Raw genomic sequence first — 15,040 nt, forward strand, 5'->3', positions numbered from 1 at the left:
CGATTTGGAACGAGAGGCAAAAGATGAGCGGACTGACTCCCGAGACGCCGGTGCCCACGAGCATCGTCGTTCATGCAAAATCGCGCGCGTTGGAGCTGCGCTACCCGAACGGCCTCAGCTATCGGATTCCTTTCGAATTGATGCGCGTGTACTCGCCCTCGGCCGAGGTTCGCGGACACGGGCCGGGGCAAGAAACGCCGCAAACGGGCAAGCGCGACGTCACGATCGTCTCGATCGACGGCGTCGGCAATTACGCCTTGCAACCGACGTTCTCGGATGGCCACGCTACGGGCATCTATTCTTGGGATTTGCTGTACGAGCTGGCGACGCAACAGGACGCGCTTTGGCGAGCCTATTTCGACACGCTCGCGAGTGCCGGGCTCGACCGCGACGCGCCGATGGCGGCGCCCGCTGCGCCGCGCGGCCACTGTCACTGAAATGAAACGCGGAGGATAAACGCGATGAGCAAGACCCACTTCGGCTTCGAGACCGTCGAGGAACAAGACAAAGCGAAGAAGGTCGCGGGCGTGTTCCACTCGGTGGCCACGAACTACGATCTGATGAACGACTTGATGTCGGGCGGGCTGCACCGCGTCTGGAAGCAGTTCACGATCGCGCAGGCGAACGTACGCCCCGGCTACAAGGTGCTCGACATCGCCGCGGGCACGGGCGATTTGTCGAAGACGTTCGCGAAGCAGGCCGGGCCGGAAGGCGAGGTGTGGCATACCGACATCAACGAATCGATGCTGCGCGTGGGGCGCGACCGCCTGCTGGACCGCGGCATCGTGACGCCGTCGCTGCTGTGCGACGCCGAGAAAATTCCGTTCCCGGACAACCACTTCGACATCGTGACGGTGGCGTTCGGATTGCGCAACATGACGCGTAAGGAAGTGGCCATTTCCGAGATGCGCCGCGTGCTCAAGCCCGGCGGACGTCTGCTCGTGCTCGAGTTCTCGAAAGTGTGGGAGCCGCTCAAAAAAGCCTACGACGTCTATTCATTCAAAGTGTTGCCGTGGCTTGGCTCCAAGTTCGCGCAAGATGCGGACAGTTATCGCTACCTTGCCGAATCGATCCGGATGCACCCCGACCAGGACACCTTGAAAACGATGATGGAGCAGGCGGGCTTCGATGCTGTCAAATATTACAATTTGTCAGCTGGCGTGGTAGCCTTGCACGTGGGAGCGAAGTATTAGGCTCCCTAACGTCTTGTTTTTATAGGGAATACTGATATGGCCGGTTCGCTCACCGATTCTTCCAAACAGCTTTCATGGCATTTTTCGAAGCGGATTCGGCTCTTCGCGGTGGCGACGATGATCGCGGCGGGCACGCTCGCTACGCTCGACGCCGAGGCGAAACGGATGGGCGGCGGGCGCAGCATGGGGCGTCAGTCTCAAACGATGCAACGCGATAGCGCGCCGCCGGCTCAGCAGCCGGGGCGTTCGGCGCAGGCCGGCACCCAGCCGGGCGCGGGCGCGCAAGCGCAGCGCACGCAAACCGCGCCGGCGGCGCCGGCTGCCGCACCGGCGCGCTCGCGCTGGCTCGGCCCGATCGCGGGGCTGGCCGCGGGGCTCGGTATCGCGGCGCTGCTCTCGCATTTCGGCCTTGGCGGCGCGTTCGCCAGCGCGATGGCGAACGTGATCGTCGTGGCGCTGCTGGCGATGGTGGGCATTTGGCTGGTGCGCAAGGTGTTGTCGTTGCGCCGCAAGGGCGATGCTCCCACGCTGGCGACCTCGGGTGGCGCATTGTCGATGGGCGGCGCGGGCTCGAGCGGCGAGTACGGCGTTCCCGCCGGTTCGCGGGCCGCATCGCCGGCGGGCGCAGCCGGGGTGGCCGGCGCGGCGCACGCGGCGTTCGCGCGCCCGGCCGATTTCGACGAAGCCGCGTTTCTCCATCATGCGAAGGTCAACTTCGTGCGACTGCAAGCCGCATGGGATGCGGGCGATCTGGCCGATATCCGTGCCTTTTCCACGCCGCAGATGTTCGCCGAATTGAAGCTCGATCTCGACGCGCGGGCCAGCGAGCGTAATCGAACCGACGTCGTCCAGCTTCATGCCGAATTGATCGACTTGGCCGAGGACGGCTTCGAGTACGTCGCGAGCGTGCGCTACAGCGGGTTGATCCGTGAAGCGCCGGGCGCGCAAGCGGAACCGTTCGCCGAAACGTGGCAGTTGACGAAGTCCAAACGCGGCGCCGATGGCTGGTTGCTCGCCGGGATCGAACAAACGGTGCACTGAGCCTCGTTGAACGTACCGGTCCATTCGTCATAAGACACTCGCCCGCCGTCGGTCGTCCGGCGATCGGGCGCTACAATAGAGGCCCGCGTCGGCTGCCGCCCGCGCGGGCTTTTTATTGCTCCCCGATGACTCTTGCCGCCAAGCCCTTTGCCGCCGCCGTCAATCACTTGCTCGCTCGCGAAACGTGGGCGCGCGACCGCCTCGCGCCGTATGCAGGCAAGACGGCCCGTCTCGCGTTTTCTTCGATCGCCCTGACCCTTGCCGTCGAGCCCGACGGCTACCTGCACGCCGTCGACGAAACGGATGCGCGGTCCGTCGACGTCTCGCTGGCCATCGCGCCCGACGCACTGCCGGCCTTCATGCAAGGCGGCCAGGCTGCGGTCATGAAGCACGTCAAGATCGAGGGCGATGCCGAATTCGCCACGCAGCTTGCGAAGCTGGCCGAGCATCTTCGCTGGGAACCCGAGGAGGACTTGGCGAAGCTCATTGGCGATGCGGCGGCCCACCGTGCCGCCGAGATCGTGCGCACGGCGGGCGGCCATGCGCTGCGCGCCGGCCGCGGCTTGCGCGATTCCATCGCCGAATACCTGCTCGACGAAAACCCGCAGCTCGTGCGCCGCACGTCGCTCGATGCATTCAACAGCGAACTCGCGCGTGCGCGCGACGCGCTCGCCCGTGTCGAGAAACGCATCGAACGCATCGACCAGCAAACGCTCGCGCGCCAGGCAGGCGCCTTGCGTCGCGTCCGATAGCGAGCGGGCCCACCATGCGTTTATTGCGTTTCATCAAAATCGTCTACACCGTCTGGCGCTTCGGGCTCGACGAAATGATGCTGAGCCGGATCAAGGATCGGCGTGTCCGGTTCCTCGTTCGCATCGGCACGATCGGCCGCCGGTACACGTCGCCGCCCGCGGTGCGGCTGCGGCTGGCCCTCGAAAGCCTTGGGCCGATCTTCGTCAAATTCGGGCAAGTGCTCTCGACGCGCCGCGATCTGCTTTCGCTCGACGTCGCCGTCGAACTCGCCAAGCTGCAAGATCAAGTACCGCCGTTCGATTCGGCGGTGGCGATCGAAATCATCGAAAAATCGCTCGGCGCACGCGTGGACGTGCTATTCGACGATTTCGAGCGCGTGCCGGTGGCCAGCGCCTCGATCGCGCAGGTGCATTTCGCGAAGGTGAAGTCGGGCCAACACGCGGGCAAGGATGTCGCGATCAAGGTGCTGCGGCCGAACATGCTGCCCGTGATCGATTCCGATTTGGCGCTGCTGCGCGATTTGGCCGTCTGGGCCGAGCGGCTTTGGGCCGACGGCAAGCGGCTCAAGCCGCGGGAAGTTGTCGGCGAATTCGACAAATACTTGCACGACGAACTCGATCTCATGCGCGAGGCGGCGAACGGCAGCCAATTGCGCCGCAACTTCGCCGGGCTCGATCTGCTGCTCGTGCCCGAAATGTATTGGGAGTTCTGCACGCAGAACGTGCTCGTCATGGAACGGATGGTCGGTGTGCCGATCAGCCAGGTCGAGACGTTGCGCGCAGCGGGCGTCGATATCCCGAAGCTCGCGCGCGAAGGCGTCGAGATTTTCTTCACGCAAGTGTTCCGGGACGGCTTCTTTCACGCGGACATGCACCCCGGCAACATCCAGGTGAGCCTCGACCCGGCCCATTTCGGCCGTTATATCGCCCTCGATTTCGGGATCATCGGGGCGCTGTCCGATTTCGATAAGAACTATCTCGCGCAAAACTTTCTCGCGTTCTTCAAGCGCGACTACCATCGCGTGGCCACGCTGCACTTGGAGTCGGGCTGGGTGCCGCCCACCACACGCGTCGAAGAACTGGAAAGCGCGATTCGCGCGGTGTGCGAGCCCTATTTCGATCGGGCGCTCAAAGACATCTCGCTCGGGCAGGTGCTGCTGCGCCTCTTTTCCACCTCGCGCCGCTTCAACGTCGAGATCCAGCCGCAACTCGTCTTGCTGCAAAAGACGATGCTCAACGTGGAGGGGCTCGGCCGCTCGCTCGACCCCGAACTCGACCTGTGGAAGACGGCCAAGCCGTACCTCGAGCGGTGGATGAACGAGCAGATCGGCTGGCGCGGATGGTACGAACGGCTCAAGGTGGAGATGCCGCAATGGAGCAAGACACTGCCGCAACTGCCGCGTCTCGTTCATCACGTGCTCGCCGAGCGGCACGATGCCAAACACGGCACGCAGGACGCCGCGATCAAGCTTTTGCTCCTGGAGCAGAAGCGCACCAACCGGCTCTTGCAGGCGCTGCTGATATTCGGCGTGGCGGTTGGCGTTGGCGCGCTCGTCGCGCGCGCTTGGCTTGCTTTGGCCTATGGGGCTTGATGCGATGAACAAACCGTCGTCATCCGAACGGCCGTCCTCGGCGTCGTCCGCCGCCGGTGGCGCACCGACGTTTTCCACCCGCGATCCGAACACGGCCGCCTTTTGGGACGAGCGCTTTCGGAAGGGGTTCACCCCGTGGGACCAAGCCGGTGTGCCCGCCGCGTTCGCCGCCTTCGCCGCGCGCACAGCGCCGCGGCCCGTTTTGATTCCCGGCTGCGGCAGCGCGCACGAAGCCCGCTGGCTCGCCCAGGCCGGATGGAGCGTGCGCGCGATCGATTTTTCAGCGGACGCCGTTGCTGCCGCTCGCGCGCAACTCGGGGCGGATGCGGCACTTGTCGAGCAAGCCGATTTCTTCACTTATCGGCCGCCGTTCGTCCCGGCGTGGGTGTACGAGCGGGCGTTTCTCTGCGCCTTGCCGCCGGCTCGCCGTGCCGATTATGCCGCGCGGATGGCCGAACTGCTCGAGCCGGGCGGCGTGCTCGCCGGGTTTTTCTTTTTCGACGACACGCCCAAGGGCCCCCCGTTCGGCATTGCACGTGCGGCGTTGGACGCGCTGCTCGGCCCGTCGTTCGAGTTGATCGAGGACGAACCGGTGGCCGATTCGATTCCCGTGTTCGCCGGACGCGAGCGCTGGATGAGTTGGCGCAGGCGCTGATCGGCGCGTGCCAAACGCGGGCGCGTTGGGATGCCTGTAGGCGGGGTTGATTTTGGTCATCGCCGCCCCCATCTGGCGGGTGGCGCAACGAGGCCGCGCGCCGCGGCGTTGCGGCGTCGCAGCGCCGGCGCATGCGGTGCGCCGATCTCGCCGGTCGAGCATCGGCAAGCGCCGGGCTCGAGCGCGAACGCGCACGCAGCGCCTCGCGAGCCGGGCAGCCGCTATTTGCGGCTATAATTCAACGCTTTGCAAGCGCTTAACCGTTTTTTTGTCGGAAATAGTCGGGAAAAGAATCATGCCGATCTACGCCTACCGTTGCGAATCGTGCGGCTTCGAGAAAGACGTGCTCCAGAAGATGAGCGACGCGCCGCTGACGCAGTGTCCGCACTGCGAAAAGGACTCGTTTCGTAAGCAGGTGACCGCCGCCGGCTTTCAGCTGAAGGGCTCGGGGTGGTACGTCACCGATTTCCGTGGCGGCTCGAACGGCGCCAACGGAGCGGCCGCGAACGGTTCTGCCGCCGCCAAGGCGGACTCGAAGCCCGAGGCGAAGGCCGAGACGAAGTCGGATACGGCCAGCAGCAGCGCCCAACCGGCCAGTACGAGCACGTCGGCGGCATCGGACGCCTAAGCGGCCGATTGCGGCGTGCGCCGCGCGGTGCGAGGCCTGGCTTCGCGCCGCGGCGCAGGTCGAAGCGGTCTGGGCGTTGTCGCACGCATCGAGCCTTGAGCGCGGGGCGGCACGAGCATGCGCGCCGATTCATTCCCAAGCGGTTCCCTGACGGTATACATGAAAAAGACGACGCTCAAATCCGTGTTCCTGACCGGCCTACTGGTCCTCGTCCCCTTGGCAATTACGCTGTGGGTGCTGGGGCTCGTCATCGGCACGATGGACCAGACGCTGCTGCTGCTTCCGGCGTCGTGGCAACCCGAGAAGCTGTTGGGCTTTCGGCTGCCCGGCGTCGGTGCACTGCTGACGCTCGCGTTCATCTTCATCGTCGGGCTGTTCACGCAGAACTTCGTCGGGCAAAAGCTCGTGACGTGGTGGGACGCGATCCTGCGCCATATTCCGATCGTCGGTCCGCTCTATACGAGCGTGAAGCAGGTGTCGGACACGCTGCTTTCCAGTAGCGGGAATGCGTTTCGCAAGGCGCTCCTGATCGAATACCCGCGGCGCGGCTCCTATACCATCGCGTTCCTGACGGGTACGCCGGGCGGCGATGTCCTCAATCATTTGCAGGAAGAGCACGTGAGCGTCTATGTGCCGACGACGCCGAACCCAACCTCGGGCTTCTTTCTGATGGTTCCGAAAGCGGAAGTGATCGAACTCGATATGACGGTCGATGCCGCGCTCAAGTACATCGTCTCGATGGGCGTAGTCGCCCCGCAAGCGCCGGCGAGTGCGCCGGTGCGCCGCCCGGTCGAGCCGCCCCTTTAATGCAATGCCGCCGCGCCGCGAGCCTTAGCCGCGCGCGCTGCTCCCTAATGCCAAACGAAAGACGAATACCATGTCGATGAGATCTGAATACTGCGGTCTGGTGACCGAACACCTGATGGGCCAAACCGTGTCGCTGTGCGGCTGGGTGCATCGCCGGCGCGATCACGGCGGCGTCATTTTCATCGACCTGCGCGATCGCGAAGGGCTCGTTCAAGTGGTGTGCGATCCCGATCGCGCCGAGATGTTCAAGATCGCCGAAGGCGTGCGCAACGAATTTTGCGTGCGCGTCGTGGGTGTGGTGCGCAATCGTCCCGAAGGCACCGTCAACGCCGGTCTGAAGAGCGGCAAGGTCGAAGTGCTCTGTCATGAGCTGACCGTGCTCAACGCGTCGGTTACCCCGCCGTTCCAGCTCGACGACGACAACCTGTCCGAAACGACGCGCCTCACGCATCGCGTGCTCGATCTGCGTCGTCCGCAGATGCAGAACAACTTGCGTTTGCGTTATCGCGTCGCGATGGAAGTGCGCAAGTATCTCGATGCGCAAGGGTTCATCGATATCGAAACGCCGATGCTCACGAAGAGCACGCCGGAAGGCGCGCGCGATTATCTCGTGCCGTCGCGCGTGAACGCCGGGCAATTTTTCGCGTTGCCGCAGTCGCCGCAGCTGTTCAAGCAGCTTTTGATGGTGGCGAACTTCGATCGCTACTACCAGATCGTGAAGTGCTTCCGCGACGAAGATTTGCGCGCCGATCGCCAGCCCGAATTCACGCAAATCGACTGCGAAACGTCGTTCCTGAGCGAACAGGAAATTCGCGATCTGTTCGAGCAAATGATCCGCCACGTCTTCAAGGAGACGATCGGCGTCACGCTCGACGCCACGTTCCCGGTGATGCAGTACTCCGAGGCGATGGCGCGTTTCGGTTCGGACAAGCCCGATCTGCGCGTGAAGCTCGAGTTCACGGAGCTGACCGATGCGATGAAGGACGTCGAATTCAAGGTGTTCAGCGCGCCGGCCAACACGAAGGACGGCCGCGTGGCGGCGTTGCGCGTGCCGAAGGGCGGCGAGCTTACGCGTGGCGACATCGACGGCTACACCGAATTCGTGCGTATCTACGGTGCGAAGGGGTTGGCTTGGATCAAGGTCAACGAAGCGGCGAAGGGGCGTGACGGTCTGCAAAGCCCGATCGTCAAGAATCTGCATGACGCGGCGATCGCGGCGATCCTCGAGCGCACGGGTGCGCAAGACGGCGACATCATTTTCTTCGCGGCGGATCGTGCGAAGGTGGTCAACGACAGCCTCGGTGCGTTGCGCCTAAAGATCGGTCATTCGGATTTCGGCAAGGCGAACGGTCTGGTCGAAGCGGGCTGGAAGCCGCTGTGGGTGATCGACTTCCCGATGTTCGAATACGACGAGGAAGAGGCGCGCTACGTGGCGGCCCACCATCCGTTCACGAGCCCGAAGGATGAACATCTCGAGTTCCTCGAAACGGATCCGGGCCGTTGCTTGGCCAAGGCGTACGACATGGTGCTGAACGGCTGGGAAATCGGCGGCGGTTCGGTGCGGATCTATCGCGAGGACGTGCAGAGCAAGGTGTTCCGTGCGCTGAAGATCAACGATGAAGAAGCGCGTGCGAAGTTCGGCTTCTTGCTCGATGCGTTGCAATACGGCGCGCCGCCGCATGGTGGGATCGCATTCGGGCTCGATCGGATCGTCACGATGATGGCCGGGGCGGATTCGATTCGCGACGTCATCGCGTTCCCGAAGACCCAGCGTGCGCAGTGTCTGCTGACGCAGGCACCGAGCGCCGTGGACGAGCGGCAATTGCGCGAGCTGCATATTCGCTTGCGTCAGCCGGAGCAGCCGAAGGCTTAACATGCTGCGGCGCTAGTCGCTGAGGACAAGGGCGCTTGGACGCCCTTGGACCGTTGGCGGCGGATGTCATGTCGCACAAGCCACATCGCCCGGCCCCAAGATTGGACGCAATCCAATCTTGGGGCCTTTGTTTTATATCGAGCGCCATTCGTGCCCCCGCGCTGACGGCCGCTGCGAGTGGCGATTCGATCTAGGGCACGCTGCGTGGGCCAATCCGATCGCTTCGAGACGGTCGATGGCTGTAACGCGTAATCGCGTCGATTAGCCAGACTAGATATCCCGCTGAGCGAAGACCGGTTACGGTAGTGGCGGTTGGAGTGAGAAATTCGGAATGCGCAAAAAATCTCCGGGACTTCTAATGCGAAACCCCAGTAAATATTGTTTGACGTTAGTCGCCCTGTCGTTTGTAAAATCCGTGCTCGCCGGGCAGGCGATCTTGTTCGATTCTCCATACCTTGTCGGCTATCGAGATGCTGCTGGACTGTCAGGATTTTATTCCGCGACCGATGGGCAGACCTCGTGTACCTTCCTATTTTTTGAGCCGGGGCAGGAGGCTGGGTCCGCGAAAAGGGCTGACTATTCAGTGAAAAAGATCACGACCTTTGTTCCGAGCGATCGCTCGTTTGCCTTCTCTGATAGAAATAAGGCTTTCGACATAGATGGACGTCTCTATGCGAGTGAGGAAGAATGGGTCATCAGAACGTCTAAACCGCAGGCGGGATGCGGAAACGCTGAGGGGGTTTTTGAATTCGATCCTCCTGATATTCGAGCGGAACGCTATGCAATATTAAAAAGGATTCCCGCTCTCGGGATCAGGATGGTAGGTGAGAAGACGCCATGCTACGATTTTCGAGGTGGAAATTTCCTCCGCAGAAAAGGATTTCTGCTGAAGTGGGATGGTGTTGTCGTGTTGCGGGCGCGCGGTACGTTCTCGTACGTGCGCTACTCGGATCCAAGGCCAAATGGGGATGGCCGCGTAACGACAGGGTGGGTGCATTCTGCAGATCTCGTCGACCCATTTCCACGTCCGACTGAGCGCAGCGGCAAAAATTGAAAACGGGGAGCCGTAGCCACCCCGGCATCCCGGCCGCCCCGACTCCGGCGGCCGGCGAAACCCTCCACCTACTGTTGCTGCTGCAAATACTGCTGCACCTGCTTCAGCGAGACCTTGCCGCTATTCGCGGTGTCGATTTCCTGAAAATGCTGGGCCACATACCCCAGCCCATTCGCCTGTGCCTGTGCCTGCGTGATTTGCGCATCGTGACTAAATGCGCGGTTTTCACCGAGGCTCGTCGCCAGACGAGCGCGAGCCTCCTGCACGAGCGCCGCACCGGTCGTCGGGGCGGTGGCCGACGCGTGCGCCCCGCGCTGAATGAACGGGCCATCTACACCGGCACCCGGCAGCGGCGTGGCGGGCGAAACGGCCTGCAGCGACGCCGCGAAGGCGCCCCCGGCGCCGAGAAGGAGCGCAGCGGCCAACGACGCGCGGCTCAACAATGCAATCTGGGACATAACGTTACTCGCAAAAGGAAAGGTCGCGAGCGAGCGTCCGGTCGATCGGCCTCGCTCGGCATTCGAATCAGGGAGCGGTCTTGGCTGCCGTCGCCACCGTCGGCTGGTTCGCCGGGCTTTGATCGGGCCAGGGCGCCGCCAATTGCGCGAGCGTCACCGCGGTGGAGATCGGCTTGCTCTGGTAGTACGACACGAGATCCGCCTGCATCTGGGGCCGCGCAACGTTGTCCAGATAGATCATGTGGCCGCCCTGGTAGAAGGTGAGCTGAATGTTCGGACTCAAACCCTTCACCGTCTGAAGCCGCGCGAGTTCCTTCTCCGTCTCGAAGTAGGGCGTCGCCAGATCGTGATAGCCGTTCGACGCCAGCACCTTCAGTTGCGGATTGAGCATCAACGCCGCGAGCAAATCGGGAATCGTGTCCGGTTGCGGCTTGCCGCCGTGACTAAAGTTCCACACGCCGATGATCTTATCGTTGAGCGTCTGATACGTCGCATTCGGCGCTTGGTACCCGAGATAGGTCGGCATCTGCGATGCGAGCGCGGTCGTGAACGGCTGCGTGATCAGGATGTCGGACGGATCGTTGTCGGCGACGAGGCGCGCATCGCTGTTCGGCAATGAAACGCGTCCGTCGTAGCGGCCGATCGTCGTGCCCGGCACGAGCGTCGTTTGGCCGAAAGAGGCTTCGGTATCGTAGAAGTACTGGAAGTACGCGTTCAGCGTGGCGGGCGACAAATTCGTCTGCGACGACCAAGCGCTGAGCGTGGTGCTCGGGATCGTCACCTGTTGCGCCGCCGTCGAGTACTGCACGATCGGCGAATACTGCGCGGCGACGAAGTTCCGAATTTGCTGCGAGTAGGCACCGAGATTCGTCGGCGACGGCGAGACCAGGTTGTAGTACGCCGCAACCGCCGCATACGACGGGAACGACCCGGCCGACGTATCGCCGGTCGAGGCCATGTAGTTCAGGATCGAGGATTGCAGCACGATACCGGTCAGCGGCACCCCTGCCGATTCGAGCGACAGCGCGAGCATGTCCGTGCGCGGCGTGCCGTACGATTCGCCGTACAAATACAGCGGCGCGCCCTTCAGGTTGTTCACGGCGATATAGCGGCGGATGAAATCGCGCATCACCTGCACGTCGGGATCGGAGCCCCAGAACGTCTTGTTCGTGTTCGGGGAAATCGCCTCCGACAAACCGGTACCCGGCGGATCGATAAACACCATGTCGGTCGTGCCGATCAGACTCTCCGCGTTATCGATGACGGGGAAGTTCGGCCAGTTGGTCATCAGCGGGTCGGGCGTCGCGACGCGGGTCGGCGCGAAGGAGCCGAGACGCAGCCAAATCGAAGACGATCCCGGACCGCCGTTATAGAAAAACGTAACGGGGCGCGGCGTGCTTCCCGTATTTTGCGCGGTATAAGCGACGTACGACATCGTCGCTTCCGGATTGCCGTTCAAATCGGACGCGGTCAAGTGTCCGGTAGTGGTTGTATAAGGAACGGTCTGTTTTCCGGCCAGCCATTGGTGATGCATCACGGCTGCGCGTTCCGTCACTTGCGACGCCGGTAATGAATCGCCCGCATTCGGCGAATAGGCGACGTTATCGGTGAAGGTTTGATCGGCGGCCACCGGAGTCGTGCTGACGCTGTCTCCGCCACCGCCGCATCCGGCCAGTGCAAGGATGCCCAAAGCCAGCGTTGTCCCTCCTACACGCCGTGCGACGGGGCCGATCCCGGCGCCGTTCTTGGTGCTCTTTCCTTTCATCTTTATCCTTATTTGAAATTCTAATTATTCAACGAATAGGTACAGCGAAAAGGCAAGCGGCAAGCCCTCGGTCAAGGGGAATTGAATTTATTATCTAATTTATTTTGATAAATCGTAAGAATAAAAAATGCGCGAGTCAACGGGGTGAGCTGTTGAATTGTGTCGAGTTGTGTCGAGTTTTGTATCGCGCGTTGCGGTGAATAGCGTCAACGGCACGCGGCGCCTGGTCGCCGGCCAGGGTTTCCGACACGAAAATGCAGACGAGGAGCGGGTGGAGGTTTGCCTCTAGGCATTCGGTTCGATTGCGCGCGTCGGCACGAACCGTTCGCGCATTGGTGCGCCCTGCGCGCCGCGTGCGCCGGCCAGGCAGCCGCTGCGCTATGCTGATGGGCAAATCGCCATTGAATCGAACACCATGCAAAAACCGCCGAAGATTCCCGAATCGGTCCTCGTCGTCATCTACACACCGGCGCTCGACGTGCTCATCATCGAGCGCGCCGATCGGCCGGCGTTTTGGCAGTCGGTCACCGGCTCGAAAGATCGGATCGACGAACCGCTCGCCGAAACGGCCATACGCGAAGTGGCCGAGGAGACGGGAATCGTCGTCGGCGGGCCGCTCGTGCCGATGGATGCGCTCGTCGATTGGGGCGAGCGAATCGAATACGAGATCTACCCCGTATGGCGGCACCGCTACGCCGAAGGCGTGACCCGCAATGTCGAGCATTGGTTCGGGCTAGAGGTGCCCTACCCGCTGGAAGTCGCACTTGCTCCGCGCGAGCACACCGCCTATCAGTGGCTGCCGTACGAGCAGGCGGCCGCGCGCTGCTTTTCCTCGTCCAATCGCGACGCGATCTTGCAACTCCCGCGCCGCCTGCGCGCGCGTGTCGCGGCCGAACCTGCTTCGCAGCAGCCGCCAAGCCAAGCATGAGCGGCCGTGGCGCGCGTCGGCTCGCGCGCATCGGCGCTGCGCTCGTCTCGCGGCGCCGCGCCTGGCGGCTCGCCTTTACCGCCGATAATCAAGTACGGCTCTTCGACAGCGGTGCCGAATACTTTCGCGCGCTGATTGCCCATATCGATGCCGCACGCGAATGCGTCGCGCTCGAGACTTACATCTTTTGCGACGACGAAGTCGGCCGCTCCGTGTCCGACGCACTCGTGCGCGCAGCAAGACGCGGTGTGCGCGTTCGCGTGATCACGGACGGCTTGGGGACAGGGCGGCTCGCGTTGTTCGACGAATGGAAGGCGGCCGGCGTCGCGCATCGGATCTATAACGCCGGCTGGTTCGGTGTCGGCCTGTTCGGGCGCTTCGGATTGTCGCGGACGCATCGCAAGCTCGCGCTCGTCGACGAGCGCGTCGCTTTCTGCGGCGGCATCAACGTCGTCGACGATTACGCGGCTGCCGGCGGCCGTCTCGCGCATCCGCGCTGGGACTTTGCGGTCGAACTGACGGGCCCCGTCGTCGCCCGCATCAAAGCCGCATTGGATACGCAGTGGCGACGCTTAGCGCTCGGCCATCGGCCCTACGCGGCTTCGGTGTCGCGCGCCTTGGTCCTTCGCGCCGAAGCGACGGCGGCCGGCGTGTTCGCGCCCTTTAGGCGGTCGGGGCACCCGGCCGACCGTGCGCTCAAGGCACCGAGCGTGGCGTTTATCGCGCGCGACAACCTCGTGAATCGGCGCGCGATCGAAAAGGCGTATCTCGTCGCCATCGGCCGCGCACGACATGAAATCTTGCTGGCCAATCCCTACTTCGTGCCGGGGCGGCGGCTCAGACGCGCCTTGGTGGCCGCGGCCCGACGCGGCGTTCAGGTGCGCTTGCTGATCGGGCGCAAGGAATTCGCCGCGCTCGATCGCGCCGTGCCCTATCTTTACCGGACCTTTCTCGCGGCTGGCGCGCGTATCGCCGAATATGAAAAAACGCTGTTGCACGGTAAAGTAGCCGTCGTCGATTCCAACTGGGCGACGGTGGGTTCGTCGAACCTGGACGCCTTGAGCCTCGTCCTCAACAACGAAGCGAACGTCGTGCTGATCGAACACCCCGAAATCGGCCAATTGCGCGAGGCAATCTTGGCCGCCTTCGACGAGGCACGACCGATCGATCCCGCCTGCTACGCCGCGCGGCCCTGGCCCGCGCGGCTGACGAACTGGCTCGCGTACGCGGCCTATCGAGCCGTCATGAAACTGCTGACGGTCGGCGGCTACGACTAGGGCCGATCGCAGGCCCGCTCAGTTAGATTCCGGTTTCTAATAAAGTCCTTGTTTCGGGGGCGGCCGCGCTCAATAATAGTACGGCCGTTCTATTTTGATAGCACAGGCAGAAGAACGGTATAGAGGCCATGCGAAAAGGTGAACAAACGCGCGCAGCGATTCTCGATGCGGCGCTCGATCTGGCGAGCCGTAACGGGCTCGAGGGCTTGACGATCGGCTTGCTGGCCGAGCGTATGCAGATGAGCAAAAGCGGGGTTTTTGCGCATTTCGGCTCGCGCGAAGACTTGCAAGTCGAGGTTGTCCGCGAATACCACCGCCGTTTCGAGGAGGAGGTGTTTTTCCCGAGCCTGCGCGAGCCGCGCGGCTTGCCGAGATTGCGCGCGATGCTGGGCCGCTGGATGGAGCGGCGCATCCAGGAGGTCAAGACGGGGTGCATCTACATTAGCGGCGCCGTCGAATACGACGACCGCGGCGACAACCCCGTGCGCGAGCAGCTCGTGCTGAGCGTCTCGACCTGGCGGGCGGCGTTGCTGCGGGCCATTTCGCAAGCTGTTGAGCAAGGGCATCTGCGCTCGGATACCGATCCGAACCTGATGCTGTTCGAACTGTATAGCTTCACGCTCGGTCTGCACCACGACGCGCGCTTTTTGCATCTACCCGATGCCGCGCGTCTCACGTGGGCCGCGCTGGAAAAAACGATCGATTCGTATCAGAGCGCGCCGGGCCGTCCCCAGCGCGCCGATGCCCCTGCGGGGGACAGTGAGCGAAGCGAACGTGGGGGCAATTTGTCACAGAGCGAAAGCCGTTAGTCAGCAAGGCTCCTACCCGGCGCACTGACTGCCACCGACGGCTCGATCTGTACCGCTGCAAACCTTTGGAGGAAGTCATGGGTCAGTACGCCGCGCCGCTGCGCGACATGCAATTCGTGCTGCACGAACTGCTGAACGTCGAAAACGAAGTCAAAGGCATGCCCAAGCACGCCGATCTCGATGCCGACACGATCAACCAAGTGCTCGA

At 63.0% G+C, this 15,040-nt stretch carries 16 protein-coding genes; 14 read left to right on the forward strand and 2 right to left on the reverse strand.

Going from position 1 to position 15,040, the window contains the following annotated elements; genetic code table 11:
* Window positions 1–23: 23 nt before the first annotated feature.
* The 10 genes from ACTHN9_RS09855 to ACTHN9_RS09900 all read left to right on the forward strand — a co-directional run bounded on the left by ACTHN9_RS09855 (window position 24) and on the right by ACTHN9_RS09900 (window position 9,595).
* Entirely contained in the window at window positions 24–437 is a 414-nt protein-coding gene (locus ACTHN9_RS09855) for a gamma-butyrobetaine hydroxylase-like domain-containing protein (RefSeq protein WP_440536573.1), read from the forward strand.
* A gap of 24 nt (window positions 438–461) precedes the next feature.
* Window positions 462–1,193 (forward strand): bifunctional demethylmenaquinone methyltransferase/2-methoxy-6-polyprenyl-1,4-benzoquinol methylase UbiE, encoded by a 732-nt coding sequence (gene ubiE, locus ACTHN9_RS09860; protein ID WP_440536574.1) that lies wholly within the window; start codon window positions 462–464, stop codon window positions 1,191–1,193.
* A gap of 36 nt (window positions 1,194–1,229) precedes the next feature.
* Window positions 1,230–2,234 (forward strand): Tim44 domain-containing protein, encoded by a 1,005-nt coding sequence (locus ACTHN9_RS09865; protein ID WP_440536575.1) that lies wholly within the window; start codon window positions 1,230–1,232, stop codon window positions 2,232–2,234.
* Window positions 2,235–2,359: 125 nt separating this feature from the next.
* The gene (locus tag ACTHN9_RS09870; protein WP_440536576.1) at window positions 2,360–2,986 is read left to right on the forward strand and encodes a ubiquinone biosynthesis accessory factor UbiJ; all 627 of its coding nucleotides are present in this window, start codon (window positions 2,360–2,362) and stop codon (window positions 2,984–2,986) included.
* A 14-nt stretch (window positions 2,987–3,000) separates the two neighbouring features.
* A complete protein-coding gene (gene ubiB / locus ACTHN9_RS09875; protein ID WP_440536577.1) occupies window positions 3,001–4,578 on the forward strand; it encodes a ubiquinone biosynthesis regulatory protein kinase UbiB in 1,578 nt (525 codons plus the stop codon).
* Window positions 4,579–4,582: 4 nt separating this feature from the next.
* Window positions 4,583–5,233 (forward strand): methyltransferase domain-containing protein, encoded by a 651-nt coding sequence (locus ACTHN9_RS09880; protein ID WP_440536578.1) that lies wholly within the window; start codon window positions 4,583–4,585, stop codon window positions 5,231–5,233.
* Window positions 5,234–5,528: 295 nt separating this feature from the next.
* On the forward strand, window positions 5,529–5,861 hold the full coding sequence (locus tag ACTHN9_RS09885) for an FmdB family zinc ribbon protein (protein WP_440536579.1): 333 nt from the start codon (window positions 5,529–5,531) through the stop codon (window positions 5,859–5,861).
* Window positions 5,862–6,020: 159 nt separating this feature from the next.
* The gene (locus ACTHN9_RS09890; protein WP_440536580.1) at window positions 6,021–6,668 is read left to right on the forward strand and encodes a DUF502 domain-containing protein; all 648 of its coding nucleotides are present in this window, start codon (window positions 6,021–6,023) and stop codon (window positions 6,666–6,668) included.
* Window positions 6,669–6,738: 70 nt separating this feature from the next.
* Complete coding sequence (gene aspS, locus ACTHN9_RS09895; RefSeq protein WP_440536581.1) at window positions 6,739–8,541, forward strand: aspartate--tRNA ligase; 1,803 nt, start codon at window positions 6,739–6,741, stop codon at window positions 8,539–8,541.
* 382 nt (window positions 8,542–8,923) lie between these two features.
* Complete coding sequence (locus ACTHN9_RS09900) at window positions 8,924–9,595, forward strand: hypothetical protein (protein ID WP_440536582.1); 672 nt, start codon at window positions 8,924–8,926, stop codon at window positions 9,593–9,595.
* A gap of 68 nt (window positions 9,596–9,663) precedes the next feature.
* Here ACTHN9_RS09900 and ACTHN9_RS09905 read toward each other — a convergent pair whose 3' ends face one another.
* Both ACTHN9_RS09905 and ACTHN9_RS09910 read right to left on the reverse strand, forming a co-directional pair.
* Window positions 9,664–10,053 carry a hypothetical protein gene (locus ACTHN9_RS09905; RefSeq protein ID WP_440536583.1) on the reverse strand — a complete coding sequence of 130 codons (390 nt, stop codon included), beginning with the start codon at window positions 10,051–10,053 and terminating at the stop codon, window positions 9,664–9,666.
* Between the two features lie 67 nt (window positions 10,054–10,120).
* Window positions 10,121–11,818, reverse strand: coding sequence for a S10 family serine carboxypeptidase-like protein (locus tag ACTHN9_RS09910; protein WP_440536584.1), 1,698 nt, complete (start codon window positions 11,816–11,818; stop codon window positions 10,121–10,123).
* A gap of 415 nt (window positions 11,819–12,233) precedes the next feature.
* Here ACTHN9_RS09910 and nudB point away from each other — a divergent pair, with 415 nt between their 5' ends.
* The 4 genes from nudB to ACTHN9_RS09930 form a co-directional block, all read left to right on the forward strand.
* Entirely contained in the window at window positions 12,234–12,746 is a 513-nt protein-coding gene (gene nudB / locus ACTHN9_RS09915) for a dihydroneopterin triphosphate diphosphatase (RefSeq protein ID WP_440536585.1), read from the forward strand.
* The gene (locus tag ACTHN9_RS09920) at window positions 12,743–14,023 is read left to right on the forward strand and encodes a phospholipase D-like domain-containing protein (protein WP_440536586.1); all 1,281 of its coding nucleotides are present in this window, start codon (window positions 12,743–12,745) and stop codon (window positions 14,021–14,023) included. The genes nudB and ACTHN9_RS09920 overlap by 4 nt, the downstream gene beginning before the upstream one ends.
* A gap of 128 nt (window positions 14,024–14,151) precedes the next feature.
* The gene (locus tag ACTHN9_RS09925; RefSeq protein ID WP_440536587.1) at window positions 14,152–14,832 is read left to right on the forward strand and encodes a TetR/AcrR family transcriptional regulator; all 681 of its coding nucleotides are present in this window, start codon (window positions 14,152–14,154) and stop codon (window positions 14,830–14,832) included.
* Window positions 14,833–14,909: 77 nt separating this feature from the next.
* On the forward strand, window positions 14,910–15,040 hold a 131-nt coding region (locus tag ACTHN9_RS09930; protein ID WP_440536589.1), incomplete at its 3' end, for an acyl-CoA dehydrogenase N-terminal domain-containing protein.

The sequence above is a fragment of the Trinickia sp. genome, from assembly GCF_051953405.1.
GTDB lineage: Bacteria > Pseudomonadota > Gammaproteobacteria > Burkholderiales > Burkholderiaceae > Trinickia.

Excerpts from the sequence above, each read along its gene's own strand:
- ACTHN9_RS09855 (WP_440536573.1), top strand. The coding sequence starts at position 24 with ATGAGCGGACTGACTCCCGAGACGCCGGTGCCCACGAGCATCGTCGTT.
- ubiE (WP_440536574.1), top strand. The coding sequence starts at position 462 with ATGAGCAAGACCCACTTCGGCTTCGAGACCGTCGAGGAACAAGACAAA.
- ACTHN9_RS09865 (WP_440536575.1), top strand. The coding sequence starts at position 1,230 with ATGGCCGGTTCGCTCACCGATTCTTCCAAACAGCTTTCATGGCATTTT.
- ACTHN9_RS09870 (WP_440536576.1), top strand. The coding sequence starts at position 2,360 with ATGACTCTTGCCGCCAAGCCCTTTGCCGCCGCCGTCAATCACTTGCTC.
- ubiB (WP_440536577.1), top strand. The coding sequence starts at position 3,001 with ATGCGTTTATTGCGTTTCATCAAAATCGTCTACACCGTCTGGCGCTTC.
- ACTHN9_RS09880 (WP_440536578.1), top strand. The coding sequence starts at position 4,583 with ATGAACAAACCGTCGTCATCCGAACGGCCGTCCTCGGCGTCGTCCGCC.
- ACTHN9_RS09885 (WP_440536579.1), top strand. The coding sequence starts at position 5,529 with ATGCCGATCTACGCCTACCGTTGCGAATCGTGCGGCTTCGAGAAAGAC.
- ACTHN9_RS09890 (WP_440536580.1), top strand. The coding sequence starts at position 6,021 with ATGAAAAAGACGACGCTCAAATCCGTGTTCCTGACCGGCCTACTGGTC.
- aspS (WP_440536581.1), top strand. The coding sequence starts at position 6,739 with ATGTCGATGAGATCTGAATACTGCGGTCTGGTGACCGAACACCTGATG.
- ACTHN9_RS09905 (WP_440536583.1), bottom strand. The coding sequence starts at position 10,053 with ATGTCCCAGATTGCATTGTTGAGCCGCGCGTCGTTGGCCGCTGCGCTC.
- ACTHN9_RS09910 (WP_440536584.1), bottom strand. The coding sequence starts at position 11,818 with ATGAAAGGAAAGAGCACCAAGAACGGCGCCGGGATCGGCCCCGTCGCA.
- nudB (WP_440536585.1), top strand. The coding sequence starts at position 12,234 with ATGCAAAAACCGCCGAAGATTCCCGAATCGGTCCTCGTCGTCATCTAC.
- ACTHN9_RS09920 (WP_440536586.1), top strand. The coding sequence starts at position 12,743 with ATGAGCGGCCGTGGCGCGCGTCGGCTCGCGCGCATCGGCGCTGCGCTC.
- ACTHN9_RS09925 (WP_440536587.1), top strand. The coding sequence starts at position 14,152 with ATGCGAAAAGGTGAACAAACGCGCGCAGCGATTCTCGATGCGGCGCTC.